At 70.1% G+C, this 14,796-nt stretch carries 18 protein-coding genes; 3 read left to right on the top strand and 15 right to left on the bottom strand.

Translation table 11 applies throughout. The features are described from left to right. The 7 genes from ABTZ89_RS23205 to ABTZ89_RS23175 form a co-directional block, all read right to left on the bottom strand. A partial coding sequence (locus tag ABTZ89_RS23205; RefSeq protein WP_351048132.1) for a maleylpyruvate isomerase N-terminal domain-containing protein occupies positions 1-222 on the bottom strand: 222 nt, incomplete at its 3' end. Between the two features lie 16 nt (positions 223-238). Beyond that, a complete protein-coding gene (locus ABTZ89_RS23200; RefSeq protein ID WP_351048130.1) occupies positions 239-634 on the bottom strand; it encodes a Zn-ribbon domain-containing OB-fold protein in 396 nt (131 codons plus the stop codon). 25 nt (positions 635-659) lie between these two features. Continuing rightward, entirely contained in the window at positions 660-1,832 is a 1,173-nt protein-coding gene (locus tag ABTZ89_RS23195) for a thiolase family protein (protein WP_351048127.1), read from the bottom strand. A gap of 126 nt (positions 1,833-1,958) precedes the next feature. Next, positions 1,959-2,543 carry a class F sortase gene (locus ABTZ89_RS23190; RefSeq protein ID WP_351048124.1) on the bottom strand — a complete coding sequence of 195 codons (585 nt, stop codon included), beginning with the start codon at positions 2,541-2,543 and terminating at the stop codon, positions 1,959-1,961. An 81-nt stretch (positions 2,544-2,624) separates the two neighbouring features. Then, positions 2,625-3,233 (bottom strand): GVDTG sorting domain-containing protein, encoded by a 609-nt coding sequence (locus ABTZ89_RS23185; protein WP_270953644.1) that lies wholly within the window; start codon positions 3,231-3,233, stop codon positions 2,625-2,627. 505 nt (positions 3,234-3,738) lie between these two features. Continuing rightward, positions 3,739-4,932, bottom strand: coding sequence for an MFS transporter (locus tag ABTZ89_RS23180; protein WP_351048121.1), 1,194 nt, complete (start codon positions 4,930-4,932; stop codon positions 3,739-3,741). Positions 4,933-5,080: 148 nt separating this feature from the next. Continuing rightward, positions 5,081-5,899, bottom strand: a complete 819-nt coding sequence (locus ABTZ89_RS23175) for a trypsin-like peptidase domain-containing protein (RefSeq protein WP_351048118.1) — start codon at positions 5,897-5,899, stop codon at positions 5,081-5,083. Between the two features lie 190 nt (positions 5,900-6,089). Here ABTZ89_RS23175 and ABTZ89_RS23170 point away from each other — a divergent pair, with 190 nt between their 5' ends. Beyond that, the gene (locus tag ABTZ89_RS23170) at positions 6,090-7,085 is read left to right on the top strand and encodes a sodium:calcium antiporter (RefSeq protein WP_351048115.1); all 996 of its coding nucleotides are present in this window, start codon (positions 6,090-6,092) and stop codon (positions 7,083-7,085) included. Here ABTZ89_RS23170 and pqqE read toward each other — a convergent pair. From pqqE to ABTZ89_RS23130, 8 genes are all read right to left on the bottom strand, one after another. After that, positions 7,065-8,159 carry a pyrroloquinoline quinone biosynthesis protein PqqE gene (pqqE, locus tag ABTZ89_RS23165; RefSeq protein WP_351048112.1) on the bottom strand — a complete coding sequence of 365 codons (1,095 nt, stop codon included), beginning with the start codon at positions 8,157-8,159 and terminating at the stop codon, positions 7,065-7,067. The genes ABTZ89_RS23170 and pqqE overlap by 21 nt on opposite strands. Next, positions 8,152-8,421 (bottom strand): pyrroloquinoline quinone biosynthesis peptide chaperone PqqD, encoded by a 270-nt coding sequence (pqqD, locus tag ABTZ89_RS23160; protein ID WP_351048109.1) that lies wholly within the window; start codon positions 8,419-8,421, stop codon positions 8,152-8,154. The genes pqqE and pqqD overlap by 8 nt, the downstream gene beginning before the upstream one ends. Then, on the bottom strand, positions 8,421-9,116 hold the full coding sequence (gene pqqC / locus ABTZ89_RS23155; protein WP_270953650.1) for a pyrroloquinoline-quinone synthase PqqC: 696 nt from the start codon (positions 9,114-9,116) through the stop codon (positions 8,421-8,423). Before pqqC ends, pqqD begins: the two co-directional genes overlap by 1 nt. Beyond that, positions 9,113-10,027 (bottom strand): pyrroloquinoline quinone biosynthesis protein PqqB, encoded by a 915-nt coding sequence (gene pqqB / locus ABTZ89_RS23150; protein ID WP_351048105.1) that lies wholly within the window; start codon positions 10,025-10,027, stop codon positions 9,113-9,115. The genes pqqC and pqqB overlap by 4 nt, the downstream gene beginning before the upstream one ends. Before the next feature lie 102 nt (positions 10,028-10,129). Then, the gene (gene pqqA, locus ABTZ89_RS23145) at positions 10,130-10,243 is read right to left on the bottom strand and encodes a pyrroloquinoline quinone precursor peptide PqqA (RefSeq protein ID WP_270953651.1); all 114 of its coding nucleotides are present in this window, start codon (positions 10,241-10,243) and stop codon (positions 10,130-10,132) included. A gap of 35 nt (positions 10,244-10,278) precedes the next feature. Beyond that, on the bottom strand, positions 10,279-11,961 hold the full coding sequence (locus ABTZ89_RS23140; protein ID WP_351048102.1) for a PQQ-dependent dehydrogenase, methanol/ethanol family: 1,683 nt from the start codon (positions 11,959-11,961) through the stop codon (positions 10,279-10,281). A 13-nt stretch (positions 11,962-11,974) separates the two neighbouring features. Continuing rightward, positions 11,975-12,436 (bottom strand): MSMEG_3727 family PQQ-associated protein, encoded by a 462-nt coding sequence (locus ABTZ89_RS23135; RefSeq protein ID WP_351048100.1) that lies wholly within the window; start codon positions 12,434-12,436, stop codon positions 11,975-11,977. A gap of 263 nt (positions 12,437-12,699) precedes the next feature. After that, positions 12,700-13,281 (bottom strand): hypothetical protein, encoded by a 582-nt coding sequence (locus ABTZ89_RS23130; RefSeq protein WP_351048097.1) that lies wholly within the window; start codon positions 13,279-13,281, stop codon positions 12,700-12,702. Between the two features lie 117 nt (positions 13,282-13,398). Here ABTZ89_RS23130 and ABTZ89_RS23125 point away from each other — a divergent pair, with 117 nt between their 5' ends. Both ABTZ89_RS23125 and ABTZ89_RS23120 read left to right on the top strand, forming a co-directional pair. After that, positions 13,399-14,181 carry an NPP1 family protein gene (locus tag ABTZ89_RS23125; protein WP_351048094.1) on the top strand — a complete coding sequence of 261 codons (783 nt, stop codon included), beginning with the start codon at positions 13,399-13,401 and terminating at the stop codon, positions 14,179-14,181. Between the two features lie 84 nt (positions 14,182-14,265). Next, positions 14,266-14,796 (top strand): HAD family hydrolase (locus tag ABTZ89_RS23120; RefSeq protein WP_351048091.1); only part of this gene is annotated, 531 nt, incomplete at its 3' end.

Raw genomic sequence — 14,796 nt, 5'->3', positions numbered from 1 at the left:
CGTGGCGGTGCGGACGTCCTCGCGGAACTCGTCGGGGGCGGTCACCGCGCGGTGCGCCTTGGCGTCTGTCCACGTCAGGTGGGCGATCTGGTGTGCGATCGTCCACCCCTCGGCGGGCGTCGGCGTGGCCCACTGCTCGGAGTCCAGCGCGGCCACGACAGCGTCGAGTTCGGCGTTCTCAGCGCGCAGATCGGCGAGGATCGGGTTGTCCGATTCGGACATGCGGTCCTCCTGGAGGTCAGGCCGGGCGGAAGACTGGCACGGTTTCGCTGCCCTCGGCGTGGTCGAAGCCGACCACCAGCGCGAGCTCCGTGGTCACGTCCTCGGGGGCGATGTCGACGAGCCGGGCGTACAACCACGGTCCCTCGTCCAGCTCGACAAGCCCGGCGACGATGCGCGTGGGCTCGCCGTCGACGGGGGAGCGGCCGTGCACCACCGTCCAGGTGACCACCTTCGCCGTGCCGCGCGCGGGAGTCCAGGTCAGCCGCGTCGAGCCGCAGACCGAGCAGCACTCCACGTCCGGGGCGCTGATCGACGAGCAGTCCTCGCACCGCCGCAGAAGCAGCTCTCCCCGGGCGGTGCTGTCGAAGAACGGGGCTGACGCGGCGTCGCGGGTGACCGGGACGATCGGCATGCGGCTGTCCTTTCCGCTCGAGGGGTCAGCTGTGCGGGTGGGGGCTGAGCACGAGCGTGGCGTGGTGCGACAGCAGCCCGCCGTTCCCGCTGACCAGGACGACGTCGTTGCGCGGCGCCTGCCGGAGCCCGCCGTGCCCGCGCGCCTGGATGACTGCTTCGGACAGCGGGGTCATGCCCCACATGTAGTAGGACGACAGCTGGCCGCCGCCGGTGTTGACCGGCAGCGAGCCACCCGGGCCGAGCGCGCCGCTGGCGGCGAACGGGCCGCCTTCTCCCTTGGCGCAGAACCCGTAGTCCTCGAGCGTCAGCAGCGCGGTGTAGGTGTAGCAGTCGTAGAGCTCGGCCACGTCCACGTCGGAGATGTCGAGCCCGGCCATCTTCAGCGCCGCGGGACCGGCCTGCGCCGCGGCGCTGACCAGGCCGAACCGTTCGTCGCGGGCGTTCGGGTAGCCGACGTGGCCCTGCGCGAAGCCGAGCACGTGCACCGGCGGCTGGCGCAGCTGGGCCGCGCGGTCGGCGGAGGTGACGACGACGGCGATCCCGCCGTTGCTGACCAGGCAGCAGTCGAGCAGGTGCAGCGGTTCGGCGATCCAGCGGGACGCCTGGTGGTCGTCGACGGTGATCGGTTCACGCATCTGCGCCAGCGGGTTCATCGCGGCCCACGCCCGCTGCGCGACCGCGATCGCGCCGAGCTGCTCGGAGGTGGTGCCGTAGGTCTCCATGTGCCGCCGCGCGGCCAGCGCGTACACGGCGTTGACGCTGGTCAGCCCGGCGGCCGGGACCAGTCCGGCGAAGCCGGTGGGCAGCCCTCGGCCGGTGTAGGCGGCGGCGCTGCCCTCGCCCTCGCGCAGCGGCGCGTCGGCGAACACGCAGACCACCACGTCCGCCATCCCGGCTTGGACGGCCATCGAGGCGTGGGAGACCATCGCACCTGCCGAGGCGCCGAAGGACTGGATCTCGGAGAGCAGCCGCAGGTCCGGGAGCTGCAACTGGGACTGGAGGTCGACGCCGACCGCGCCGGGGGTGCCGGTGTTGGTGAGCAGACCGTCCACATCGGACAGTTCGAGTCCGGCGTCGGCCACCGCGAGCCGCACCGCATCGGCGGCGAACTGGGCCGCGCTGCGGCCGTAGACCTTGCCCATCTCGGTGATGCCGAGTCCGGCGATCACCGGGCGGCGGGCCGCTGAGCCGGTCATCCTGCCTCCCAGGAACTCGATTTACGGACCTCGCGCGGTCTGCAATTCGCTCGGACATCCTGACCCCTGGGCCGCGGGCCGCGCAAGGGCCCGCCCAGCGGTCGGGTTCTGGGAGTCCACAGAGGATTACCGGAGGTGGCCGAAGACGATGACGTTGTCCTCGTAGCTGCGGGCCGACTCGTCGAAGGCCCCGCCGCAGGTGATCAGGCGGATCTCGGGGCGCGGCACGTCGCCGTAGACGGCGTCGGTGGGGAACCTGTCCTTGGCGGCCGTCTCCACCCGATCCACCACGTAGGTGAGCTTCGACCCGTCCACCCGGTCGATGCTGATCGGGTCGCCGGGGCGCAGGTCGCGCAGCCGGTAGAACACCCCCGCCCGGGTGTAGGAGTCGACGTGGCCCAGCACGACGAAGGGACCGACCTCGCCCGCGCCCGGCCCGAGGTCGTACCAGCCGGCCTGCTCGGGTTTGTCGAGCGGCGGAACCTCGGCCGAGCCGTCGGGGTTGAGGCCCAGCGGAACCAGGCTGGAGGAGACGCCGATGCTGCGGATGCTGATGTCGCGCGGGCGCGGATCACCGGGGACCGGACCAGTGGTCTCGGCGTGGGTCGTCGCGGGCAGGAAGGTGGGGCGTGCGTCGACCGGGAGGAGGTCCGCCGACACCACGACGGTCAGCAGCACCGCGGACCAGATCAGGAGAATCGCGTTTCGCACGACGGACCTCCACCCGTTCGAGTTCGGCCGAACGGGTTGGCGGTGCGGCACCCTCAGGTCCGCACCGCCAACCCGCTCGGATCAGCTGCGCTGGTCAGCGCTGCGGCGTCGGTACAGGTGGGCACCGCCGGCCGCCAGGGCGGTGAGCGCGAGTCCGCTCACGGCCAGCAGCGGACCGGAGTTGTCGGTGTTCTCCTGCGCCGTAGCGCCACCGCCTGCCTGGACGCCACCCGTCGGCTTGTGCTCGACCTGCGGCACTTGCTGGGTGGGCTTGGGCATCTGCGGCTTGGCGGTAGGAACGTGGGTCGGCTTCTGCTGGGTCGGGCTCACCTGCGGCCGCTGCTGCTGCGGGCTCTGCTGCGGCGCCGGGGCCTGCTGCTGCGGCGGCGGTGCCGGTGCCGGAGCCGGAGCCTGCTCAGGAGGCGCGGCTGGCGGCGGAGCGACCTCGGGCGGAGGCTTGACCTCCTCGCACTCGCCCGGCTTGCAGGGCGGAGGTGGGCATTCCTCGGGCTTGCAGTGCTCCGGCGGCTTGGGCTTGCCGCAGTCCGAACCCTCGTCGCACTGGTTGATCCCGGGCAGTGATGGCGGTTCCGGTTCCGGTTCCGCCACGGCGGCCAATGGGGTCAGGGCGAACGACGCCCCCAGCACGAAGGCGGCGATGCCGCTGACGCGTACTAGCTTCGCGGGCACCTGAACCTCCTTTGATCAGTTGAGTGGAATTACTCTCAAAATCATTTTCCGTTCGCCTCGCGTGATTTGTTAAGGAGGCTGTTTCGTACGGTAAGCACGTATTTCCCGGTCGGCAGCGGCAGGAATGCATGATCATACGATCGAGGTGTAGCTGATATGTCCAATCGGGACTCAACATCACTGATCGTGAGAACAAGGTCGAAAAATGGGAGGTCGATCGTGCCGATTGTTGATGTCGGCTGAAGCCAGATCGGGTGACATGACTACGGATAGTGATATCGATGTTTTGTTGATCTGGCGAATCGACCACTGGGGCAGATCGATTTTCGCGGCAATCCCCCATTGTGGTCACGGCAGTGGAGAATTCGATCAGGGGTGCGCTGATCGAATTCTTGGGCAATTGCGATCAAGGCTGCGGTGAAATGATCGAACTATTTGAATCCGATCTCGAGAATTGTCGATCGATCAATTTCTCGGGAAAAGGCGATCGCGCACTGTGGACGGCTCAGCGGCGTGCGGCGCCGGTCGACCGTGCGCCCAGCGCGCGCATCGCGAAGGCGCCGAGGATCGGGCCCGGGGCCAGCACGAGGAAGGCGTACTGCCAGCCGCTGAGCGCGGCGATCGCGGGAACCAGGTTGATGGTGACCACCGTGATCAGGAAGCCGATCGCGGTCTGCGCGGTCAGCGCGGTGCCGATGTAGCGGGAGTCGGCCACCTCGCTCAGCGCGGTGGAGAACACCCCGGAATCGGCGATCACCGCCGCGCCCCAGATCAGGAGCAGCACCACCAGCACCGGCTGGGAGGCGCCGAACGCCAGCGGCGAAAGCAGGCAGCACGCGCCGCTGACGACGAGCGCGAGCCCGGCGGCGGGCGCCCGGCCGAAGCGGTCGGCGCCCCAGCCGCCGATCAGGCAGCCGACCACGCCGGCGATGCCGATGGCCGCGAAGGACAGCAGCCCGACGGTCGTCTCAGCGGCACCGGTGCCGGCGGTCACGAACGCCGGGAGCCAGGTCCACAGGGCGTAGAGCTCCCACATGTGCCCGAAGTAGCCGAGGTTGGCCAGCCTCGGGCCGCGTTCGCGGAACATCTCGAGCGCGTACCGCGGCCGGTGTTGCGCGGTTCCACCCGACAGGTGCGGGCCCGGCCGCACCACGGCCGCCGCCAGCACTGCGGCCGCGACGCCGATGCCCGCGGCGGTGAACAGCACGTGCTGCCAGACGAGAGTGCCGAGCCCCTTGATCAGCTGGGGCAGCGCTGAACCGACGGTGAGCGCGCCGATGAGGACGCCGAGCGCCATCCCGCGCCCGGTGGAGCCGAACCAGGACGCCATCAGCTTCATGCCCACCGGGTACACCCCGGCCAGGAAGAAGCCCGCGCACAACCGGCAGAGCACCGCGGGCCAGAACCCGTCGGCGAACAGCGGCACCGCGGCTGTCGCCGCGGCCGCGCCGAGTGCCGAGACCGCGGCGACCCGTTGCGGTGGGAACCGGTCGGGCAGGTTGAACGCGGCCGAGGTGACCGCGCCCAGTACGAAGCCGACCTGCACCGACGCGGTGAGCCACACGGCCTGCAGGTCGCTGATGTGCCAGGACTCGCGCAGGCTGGGCACGACCGCCGAGGCGGAGAACCACATCGCCATCGCCAGGACCTGCATGGCGGCGATGAGCCCGAGCTGGACGTATCGGTTGTTGCTCGCCATCGACGCCCAGCCGCTCCTCGTGTCCGCATCCCGCCGCGCTGACCGGCGGCCGGCGACGGGAGAAATTACCCGTGCGGATCGGCTCCGGTCCAGGTGTGCCGCGACACGTCGTGACCGCGGGTGCGGGTGGGGCTGGACCTTCCGCTCGTCACCGGAGGGGGCGGAAGCTCTGGGTGCCGGTCACCAAGTGGACGTCGCGCAGCGCCGAGTGGGCGTGGAGGTAGTTCAGCTCGTGCGCGAGATCGCCGACGCCGTTGCTGCCGAAATCGGGCGAGATGTTCAAAGTGGACAGAACGCCGACCGCGCGGCCCGCAGCATCCAGGACGGCGCTGCCGGAGTCGCCGGGGAGCCCCGGTGTCGTGGTCCGGATCGTGTGGTTCCAGCCGCCTGCGCTGTCGCCGAGCGACGTGCCCCGCTTGGCGTTCGGATCGGTGGCCTCGCCGCCGAGCTGAGCGCTGCCGTAGGTCACGACCTCGTCGTTCTTCCGGAGCCCCGCGGTGTTCAGCCCGGTGGGGCCGCCCCAGATCGGCAGGCTCGGGTTGACCTTCGCGACGTCCGCCGGGTCCAGTTCGACCAGCGCGAGGTCGTTGTGCGCGCAGGCGTTGGCATCGGTCTCCCGGATCGCCTGCATGGTCAGCCACGAGCTGTAGACCAGCACGCCCTCCTTGCTCGCGCCGGTGACCCGGACCTTGGTGCCGATGGGCCGCGAAGGGCTCGTGCAGCCGTTGATCTTGTCCACGGCCCCGGTGGTCGCGCAATGCGCGGCCTGCCCGATGTAGACCTTCGACCCGCTCTCGAAGACGAAGTTCGACGTGCACTGGGCGTTCCCGGTCACGGTCTGCACCCCCGGATGCACGGCAGCGGTCGATGCAGCAGCCCAGTCCGGCGCAGCCGAAGCGTACCCGGCCGTCAGAACGACGACGCCGAGCAGCGGAACCACTTGCGCCACAAGCCTCTTGGCGATCACGACGTCCTCCCGGAGCAGGCCGGTTCCGAGCCGGCAGCTTCCTGGTACCACGCCGGGGGCCACGCGGCGATGCGGATCTGAGCGGCGGTTCCGGAAGGGGCTGGTGTGGCAGGCGAGCAGCGTCCGGGTGCGGCGGCCGGGGCCCGCGTCGATGCTGGGCGGGGACCGCGTTCGGTGGGGGGATTGCGGGATGGGTTCGTTGTTCGTCTTCGCCGCGGGGGCGGCGCTGCTGATCTACAGCGCTGAGAAGCTGATCGGCTACCTCGTCGGGGCGGCCAGCGGGCTGAAGATCTCGGTGTTCCTCCTCGCGATCGTGTTCACCGGGATCGAGTTCGACGACGTCGTGCTCGGCGTCGCGCTCAACCTCGAAGACCTCGACGACGTCGCGCTCGGACTGGTCATGGGCACCGCGATCTCCTACACCGGGGTCGTGCTCGCGCTCGCCGCGATCATCGCGCCGACGACCGTGCGGATCCCCCGCGACTACCTGGCCGTCTTCGCCGTTGCGCCGCTGCTGATGGGTGCTTTCCTGCTCACCGCCTCCTCGCTCACCGTCCTCGACGGCCTGCTGCTGCTCGGCCTCTTCGCGCTGTTCACGGCCTACGTCGCGGTGCGCGAACTCCGCCGCGAGGAGCCGACGTTCCGCAACGCGGAGGTCTGCGAGGAGACGGAGAAGAGCGACGACCAGCTGCCGTTCACCGCCTCGCGCAAGTTGCCGGGCTGGGCCGATCTGGGGCTGGCCGTGGTCGCGCTGGCCGGTCTCGTCATCAGCGCCGCCGCCACGAGCATCGGCACGCAAGGCATCCTGCTCACCTACGGGATCGGCGGGACCGCGTTCGGCGCCACGATCATCACCGTCGCGCTGACCCTCGAGGACATCTTCCTGACGGTCGAACCGTTCCGGCGCGGGGTGCCGGCGATCGGGATCGGCAACGTCATCGGCAGCACGGTCTTCTCGGTGACCGGGAAGCTGGGCGTCGTCCTGCTCTCCGGCGGCGCCATCGAGGTCGGGCCGGACGTGCTCAGGTGGCACCTGCCGGTGCTCGTGGGGATGACCGCCCTCGCCGCGCTGTTCCTCCACCGCGGGAGGCTGCGGCGCTGGCACGGTGGCGTGCTGCTCGGGCTCTACGTCGCTTACTGGATCGTCAGCTTCGCGGTGTTCGGGTCAGCTCCGGTCGAGTCGTGACGGGTGCGGCCGGGGGATCAGGGCGGTTTCGACGGGCTGGTCGGCGTTGGCGGATCGGACCGCGTCCGCGACGAGCCCGTGGTCGGGGGACAGCGAGCAGACCGGGTCGGTGCGGGCCGCGTCGCCGGTGAGCAGGAAGGCCTGGCAGCGGCAGCCGCCGAAGTCGACGTCCCGGCGGGCGCAGCTGCGGCACGGTTCCCCCATCCAGTCGGTGCCGCGGAAGGCCTGGAACACCGGTGATTCCGCCCAGATCCAGGCCAGCGGGCGGTCCCGGACGTTCGCGCGCGGCAACGGCAGTTCCTGCGCGGCCGGGCAGGGGAGCGCATCGCCGTTGGGCGCCACGGTGAGCTGCCGCTGGCCCCAACCACCCATGCAGGGCTTGGGGTGCTGGCCGTAGTAGTCGGGCAGGACGTAGATGATCTCCATCCGCCCGGCGAGCCGCTCGCGCGCGGCGCGCACGACGACCTCGGCCCGTTCCAGCTGCGCCCGGCTGGGCAGGAGGGCCTCGCGGTTGCGCCGGGCCCAGCCGTAGTACTGGGTGTTCGCCAGCTCGACGCGATCGGCGTTCAGGTGCTCGGCCATGGCCAGGACGTCGGCGATGCCGTCGATGTTGAGCCGGTGCAGGACCACGTTCAGCGTCAACGGCCAGCCCAGCTCCTTCACCAGGTGCGCGGCGGCGATCTTGCGCCGGAACGAGGTGGTGCCCGCGATGCGGTCCGATGCCGTCGCCTCGTGGGACTGGACGCTGATCTGCACGTGGTCGAGCCCGGCGGCGCGCAGCTGCTCGGCCCGGTGCGCGGACAGGCCCAGCGCGCTGGTGATGAGGTTGGTGTACATGCCCAGCTCGTGGGCGCTGCGCACGATGTCCACGACATCCCGGCGCAGGAGCGGTTCACCGCCCGAGAGGTGGAGCTGGAGCACGCCCAGCTCGCGGGCCTCGGCCAGCACCCGCTGCCACTCCGCGGTGTCCAGTTCGTCCTGGTAGTCGGCCATGTCGAGCGGGTTGGAGCAGTACGGGCAGTGCAGCGGGCAGGCGTAGGTGAGCTCGGCGAGCAGGCCGAAGGGACTAGGCATCCCGCACCTCCAGGTAGCGCTTGCCGACCAGGCGGGTGAGGAACCGCGCCACCTCGTCGGCCGCCACGTGCTGGTACCGGCCGCGCAGCTCCTGGACGATCTCGGCGACGCTGCGCCGCCCGTCGCAGAGCTCGAGCACGGCCGCGCCGGTCGGGTTCAGCACCGACACCGCTTCCGGGGTCAGCAGCAGGTGCTGCTCGCGCACCCGGTCGAAGGTCAGGCGCACGTGCGAGGTCAGCTCCGGTCGGCTGGACGGGTGCATCACGCCGGTCCGGTCGAGCCGGGATACGCCCGGTCGATGCCGTCGAGGACGCTCCAGAGCACGTCGTTCTTGAACGCCAGCGCATCCACCGCCCTGGCTTGCTGCTCGGCTGTGCGGCAGTGCTCGGTCACCACCTCCAGCGCGTGCTCGGCGTCCCGCGGGGCCTGGGTGAGGCGGGACCGGAAGTAGGCCAGGCCGTCGCGGTCGATCCACGGGTAGTGGCGTTCGAAGGCGGCGAGGCGCTCGGCCATCAGGTCCGGCGCGAACAGCTCGGTCAACGACGACGCCACCGCCTCGACCCACGGCCGGGTGCGGGCGAAGTTCACGTAGGCGTCGACGGCGAAGCGGACCCCCGGCACGACGTGCCGCTCGTCGAGGACCTCCGCGCGGGACAGGCCGACCGCTTCGGACAGCCGCAGCCAGGCCTCGATGCCGCCCTCCGAGCCCTCCGTGCCGTCGTGGTCGAGGATGCGCTGGATCCACCTCCGGCGGACCTCCCGGTCCGGGCAGTTGGCCAGGATCGCGGCGTCCTTGCGGGGGATGTTCTCCTGGTAGTAGAAGCGGTTGGCCACCCAGCCCCGGATCTGCGCGGGGGCGAGCTCGCCCGCGTTCATCCTGACGTGGAACGGGTGCTGGCTGTGGTAGCGCTGCGACTGGGCCCGCAACGCATCGGTGAAGCTGCCGGTGGTCGTCAAGGCGTCAACCGCACCTCCAATCCGTCCGAGGCGATCTCGATCCCGTGCTGCTCGACGACGCGCCGCTCGGGTGCGTCGTTGAGCAGCACCGGGTTGGTGTTGTTGAGGTGCACGTAGATCTTGCGCTGCGCGGGCAGCTCGGCCACTCGTCGCAGGCTGCCGTCCGGGCCGGCGATGGGCAGGTGCCCCATGTCGCGGGAGGTCTTGCTCGCCAGGCCGAGCCGGATCATCTCGTCGTCGTGCCAGCACGTGCCGTCGATGAGCAGGCAGTCGCAGTCGGACAGCTCCGCCAGCACTGCCGCGGTCAACTGCTGCACCACCGGCAGGTACACCGCGGTGCGGCCGCTGGTCCGATCGGTCAGCCGGTAGCCGACGACGCGACCGTGCTCCCGGCCGGGCCCGAAGCGGTTGCGCTTGTCGGTCGGCACGTCGAAGGCCCGGTAGGACAACCCGCCGCCGAGCTGGGTTTCCTCGCCGGGCACGACTTCCCGCCACGTCACCGCGCAGTAGGCCTCCAGCGTGCGCAGGATCGCCGTTGCGCGGCACAGGGTTTCCCGCACCGCTGCGGTGGCGTGCAGTTCGATCGACTTCGCCTCGCGCAGCAGCAGGAGGCCGAGGGTGTGGTCCAGCTCGGCGTCGGTGAGCAGGACGGCCTGCAACGGCGTGGCCCGGCCCGCGCCCGGCTGCAGCGCGTGGAACGACTCGATCTGGGTGCGGATGTCCGGGGATGCGTTGAACAGGAACCACCGCTGGTGGTCGGTGCTCACCGCGATCGACGACTGCGTCCGGGGACGGCCGGGACGAGACCCCGCGCGCACCGCGCGGCAGTTCGGACAACCGCAGTTCCACTGCGGAAACCCGCCGCCGGCAGCCGAACCGAGCACCCGCAACCACATTCCCAGTCCCTTCACCGGAAGACCTGTCTTTGATCTTTTGCTTTGATGCGCCGCAGGCGCATAGCCCACCCGCACCGTTGCGCAAAGCGAGTTCAAAACAGGTTCTGAAAGGCCGGGCTAGTCGTCCATTTGCGCGACGTACATCGTCACTTCGGCCGCGCAGCCGACCTCTTCGAAGTCCGGTGTTTCCCAAGCGGCGAGTTCCGGTTGCGCAGCAACGGATTCCATCATCTGTCCTTCCTCTTGGTGTTCTCCGACGAGTCAGCTCAGTCGGGAAGTGCGAAGGCGAACAGTGCGTCCCCGTGGGGTGACCCGAGCATAGCGGGCAAGAAGCCCTCGACCCAGGCTCCCCACCCGACTGGCACAGCGATGTACTGCTTCCCGTCGACGCTGTAGGTGGTCGGATTGCTGTGGTGCCCGCAGCCGGTCTGGAACTGCCACAGCAGCTCGCCGCTGCGCGCGTCGTAGGCGTTGAACTCCCCGGTGGGCTCCCCGGCGAACACCAGATCACCGCCGGTGGCCAGCACCGATGCGCACATCGGGACGTCGTTGTCCCAACGCCACACCTCCCTGCCGGTGGCCGGGTCGAACGCCGACACCGAACCCCGCATGTCCGTGCCGTCGACGGTCACGCTGGCGCCCCAGTAGGGGATGCTCTCCTTGAACTCCCGGCGGCGGCGCGTGACCTTCGCGCCGACGTCCTGCACCGGCACGTAGCAGAGCTGCGTGCGCGGGCTGTAGGCGGCGTGCGTCCACTCCTTGGCACCGGCGGGCCCCGGCCAGAAGTGGACCTCCTCGCCCTCGGCGTCCGGGAACACCTTCGGCGTGACTTTCCCGCTCGGGTCGATCTCGCCCCAGGTGATGCGGTCGACGAACGGCGCGACCCGGACGAGTTCGCCGTTGGTGCGGTCGAGGACGAAGAAGTAGCCGTTCTTGTCGAAGTGCGCCAACAGCTTCCGGCCGTCGGAGTCGAACAGGATGTGCTCCATCGTGCTGTCGTAGTCCCACAGGTCGTGCGGGTTGTACTGGTAGTGCCAGCGGATTTCGCCGTTGTCCGGGTCTACGGCGATGACGCTGTCGGTGTGCAGGTTGTCGCCCGGGCGCACCGCGCCGTCGAAGTCCGGCGCCGGATTGCCGGTGCCCCAGTACATGAGGTTCAGCTCCGGGTCGAAGCTGCCGGTGATCCACGGGTTCCCGCCGCCGCGCGTCCAGGCCGGGCCGTCCGGCCACGTGTCCGATCCCGGTTCGCCGGGCTTGGGCACCGTGTAGGTGCGCCAGACGTGGCGCCCGGTGTCCAGGTCGAAGGCGTCGAGGTGGCCGCGCACGCCGAACTCGCCACCCGAACTGCCGACCACGACCAGGTCCTTGACCACCAGGGGCGCGACGGTGGCGCTCTCGCCGGCCCGCACGTCGCCGTACGCGGCGTCCCAGAGCAGGTGCCCGTCGATGGCGTCGAGCGCGATGATGTGGGCGTTGAGCGTGACGACGAAGACCTTCCCCTTGGCCACCGCGACCCCGCGGTTGACGTTGCCGCAGCACAGCGAGGTGTCGTAGGGGATGGCGTGCTTGTAGCGCCACAGCTCCCGCCCGGTCCTGGCGTCGATGGCCCACACGAAGCCGTCCCAGCCGGAGACGAACATGATCCCGTCCACGACGATCGGGGCGGCCTCGAACGAATAGGTCGACGCACCCGCGTGCAGTCCGCTCGATCCGGATTGGAACACCCAGGCGGGCTTCAGGGCGCCGACGTTCTCGGTGTTGATCTGGTCCAGCGGGCTGTAGCGCTGCCCGTCGTAGGCGCCGTAGTAGGTGAGCCAGTTCTGCGGTTCCGCGCGGGCGTTGCGGATGCGTTCGTAGGTCACGTCCTGGACCACCGGTGGAGCGCTGCCCGGCAGGCCGCTCATAGAGGCGTACCCGACGGCGCGCCCGGCATCCACGTATTGCGTCATGGCCTGCTCCTCCTCACGGGCGAGGTTGGTCCGGGCGGTCCAGCCGGGCCTGCTCCGGGACGTCGCCGAGCACCACGATCGCTCCCACCAGGCCGCGGCCTTCGTCGTTGCCGATGGGGGAGCTGTACCAGTAGTAGCCGGGACCGTCGAGGTTCAGCGAGGCGGTTCCCCGGGACTGCACCGGCAGCCAGATGAACTGGCTGTCGCCGTTGCTGGGCAGCAGCGCGCAGTGCGTGTTCTGGTCGTCGTTGACGATCTCCAGCACGAGGTCGCCGCCGTGCGGCATCACCAGGATCGAGGGATCCCAGATCAGCTCGTCCGGCAGGATCCGGATGCGGGCGCGCAGGCGGCCGTCGGAGTCCTCCTCGGCGTACCCGAGGCCGCCGTGGGCGGCCATCCGGCCGAGCACGGCGCCGTTCTGCTTGTCCAGTCCGATCTCGTTCACCAGCGCCGACAAGTCTTGTGCGGTCGGCATCGGCCTCATCTCCTAGTCCCGCGCCCCGGGAGGGCCCGCGGGTGGTGCTGCTTGTCCGCGCGCCCTCGCTGTGTGACCAGGGCGGATGAGGATGGGGACGGGCACGCCGGTGCGGCACCCCGGACCGGCCGCCCGACACCTCCCCCGTCGCGCGGACCCGTCAAGGTGCAGGATAACCCCGCCGCGGCCGAGCATCAGGTGGGCGAATTTCCTTGACGGGAAAGGACTTCGTCAATGTATCTCGCCTGAGTATCCACTGTGGACTACTGCGGTGCTCGGCGGGCGTCGAACTGCTCGACGGTGCTGATGCCGTGGTCCAGCACCGCCCGGTAGACCTCGTAGCTGGGCGGCTGCTCCGGCCGGTGCGCCAGCGCGGACTTGATGCGCAGGATCGCGCGGCGGTGGTCGTCGGTCAGCCGCGGGGGCAGGGTGCGCAGGTGTTCGAGGTCGGGTTGGCGGTCCGGCTCGTCGACGAACCAGATGTCCAGCGTCCAGTCCTGCTCGGCCGGGCAGCGGTACTCGACGCCGAGGTAGAGGCCGTCGGGGTAGCGGGGATCGGTGTTCCAGCGCCCGGTGTCGTCGCGGAAGCGGACCTGGCGAACGCGGTCGTGGACGGCGAGCTGGGCGCCGATCCCGGCCACGGCCGACTTGGCGGCGGCGTCGAGGAGCGGGCAGATGACCGTGATGTCGAGGTCCCGGCGCACCATCAACCCCAGCGCTGCGCTGCCCACTCGCACGGGCTCGCCCAGCGCTGCCAGCAGTTCGCCGAGGCGGAGATCGGTGTGCACGTCGTCGGCTTCGGCCTGGAGTTCTCGTTGCTGCACCAGCAGCTCGGCGGAGGTCATTCCGAGTCATTCTGCCAGCGCGGTGCGGCGAGAAGTCGCCAGCGGTGTTCCGGCACCTCCGGCGCCGTGCGTAGGGTCGTGCTGATCTCCGCGGGCCGATCGGAAGGTGCTGCCGTCATGGGTGCTGCGCGCCGGAAACCGACCAGCTGGTTCACCGCGCGGGCGCTCATCGGCGCATCGGCACTGGTGTTCGTGCTGCCGCCGGGGGCGGCATTCGCGGAACCGCCGCAAGCGCTGCCGGGCTCGGCCCCGGACGCCGACAGCAAGTGGCAGCCCGCCTTCGACTACGACGGGGACGGTTGCTACCCGACCCCGGCGATCGGACCGGACGGCACCGTGGCCGAAGGGCTGAAGCCGTCCGGTTCGCTCAACGGCAACTGCCACGACCAGTCGGACCTGGACAACACCAACTCCTACTCCCGCGCCAAGTGCGATCCGAGCGGCTGGTGCGCCTACCTCTACGACCTGTACTTCGAGAAGGACCAGGCGCTCGACGGCGTGGACGACGCCTTCGGGCACCGCCACGACATCGAGCACGTCGTGGTGTGGGTGCGCGACGACCGGGCCGAGTACGTCTCCACTTCGGCGCACGGCGGGTACTCGACGTACCCGGCCGGCGAGGTGTCCTGGGAGGGCACCCACCCGAAGATCGTCTACCACAAGGACGGCGCCAGCACGCACGCGTTCCGCCTGGCCAACGCCGACGAGCAGCCGGAGAACCACCGCGGGACCTGGCAGTACCCGCCGCTGGTGGGCTGGGAGGACTACCCGGAGGGGATCCGCGACGTGCTCACCTCCGCCGACTTCGGCAAGGCCAGCCTGGGGATCGAAGACGGCGCTTTCGAGGACAACCTCGCCAAGGCCAAACCGGAGGGCATCGCGTTCGACCCGCACGGCTGATCCGCATGCCCGGTTTCTGCCCTGGTCCTCCCGCACCGGTGTCCGGTTGACTTCCCGGCAACCGATCATCGAGGAGGGCAGACCGTGGTGGTCAGCGAGCCCGGAGCGCAGCCGGCGGTCGCGCACGTCGTGTGGGACTGGAACGGAACCCTGTTCGACGACGCCGATGCGCTGATCCAGTCCACCATCGAGGCGTTCGAGGCGACCGGATCACCACCGATCACCGTCGACCAGTACCGCAGGCAGCACACCCAGCCGATCGACGCGTTCTACGACCGGCTCTTCGGCGCACCAGTGCCACCCGACCTGCGGAGCGCGCTGCACGCGGCGTTCCACGAGGCCTACTCGCGGCGCCGGCCATCCCTGGCGCTGGCGGTGGACGCCCGCGAAGCACTGGGTGCGATCACGGCCAGGGGGCTGTCGCAGTCGTTGTTGTCGATGCATCCGCACGAGCGCCTGACCTCGTTGGTCGACCGCTTCGGCATCGCCGCGCACTTCGCCCGCATCGACGGACAGCGCGGCCCGGACCGCGGCTTCAAACGCGCCCACCTTGCCGAACACCTGGAGCTGTTGGGACTGGCGAGCGGTGACGTGCTGCTGATCGGGGACAGCGTC

It is taken from the genome of Saccharopolyspora sp. NPDC002686 (assembly GCF_040295745.1).
Lineage (GTDB): Bacteria > Actinomycetota > Actinomycetes > Mycobacteriales > Pseudonocardiaceae > Saccharopolyspora > Saccharopolyspora oryzae.
Note: the sequence above shows the minus strand (reverse complement) of the source record. Positions and strands in the feature narration are given on the sequence as shown.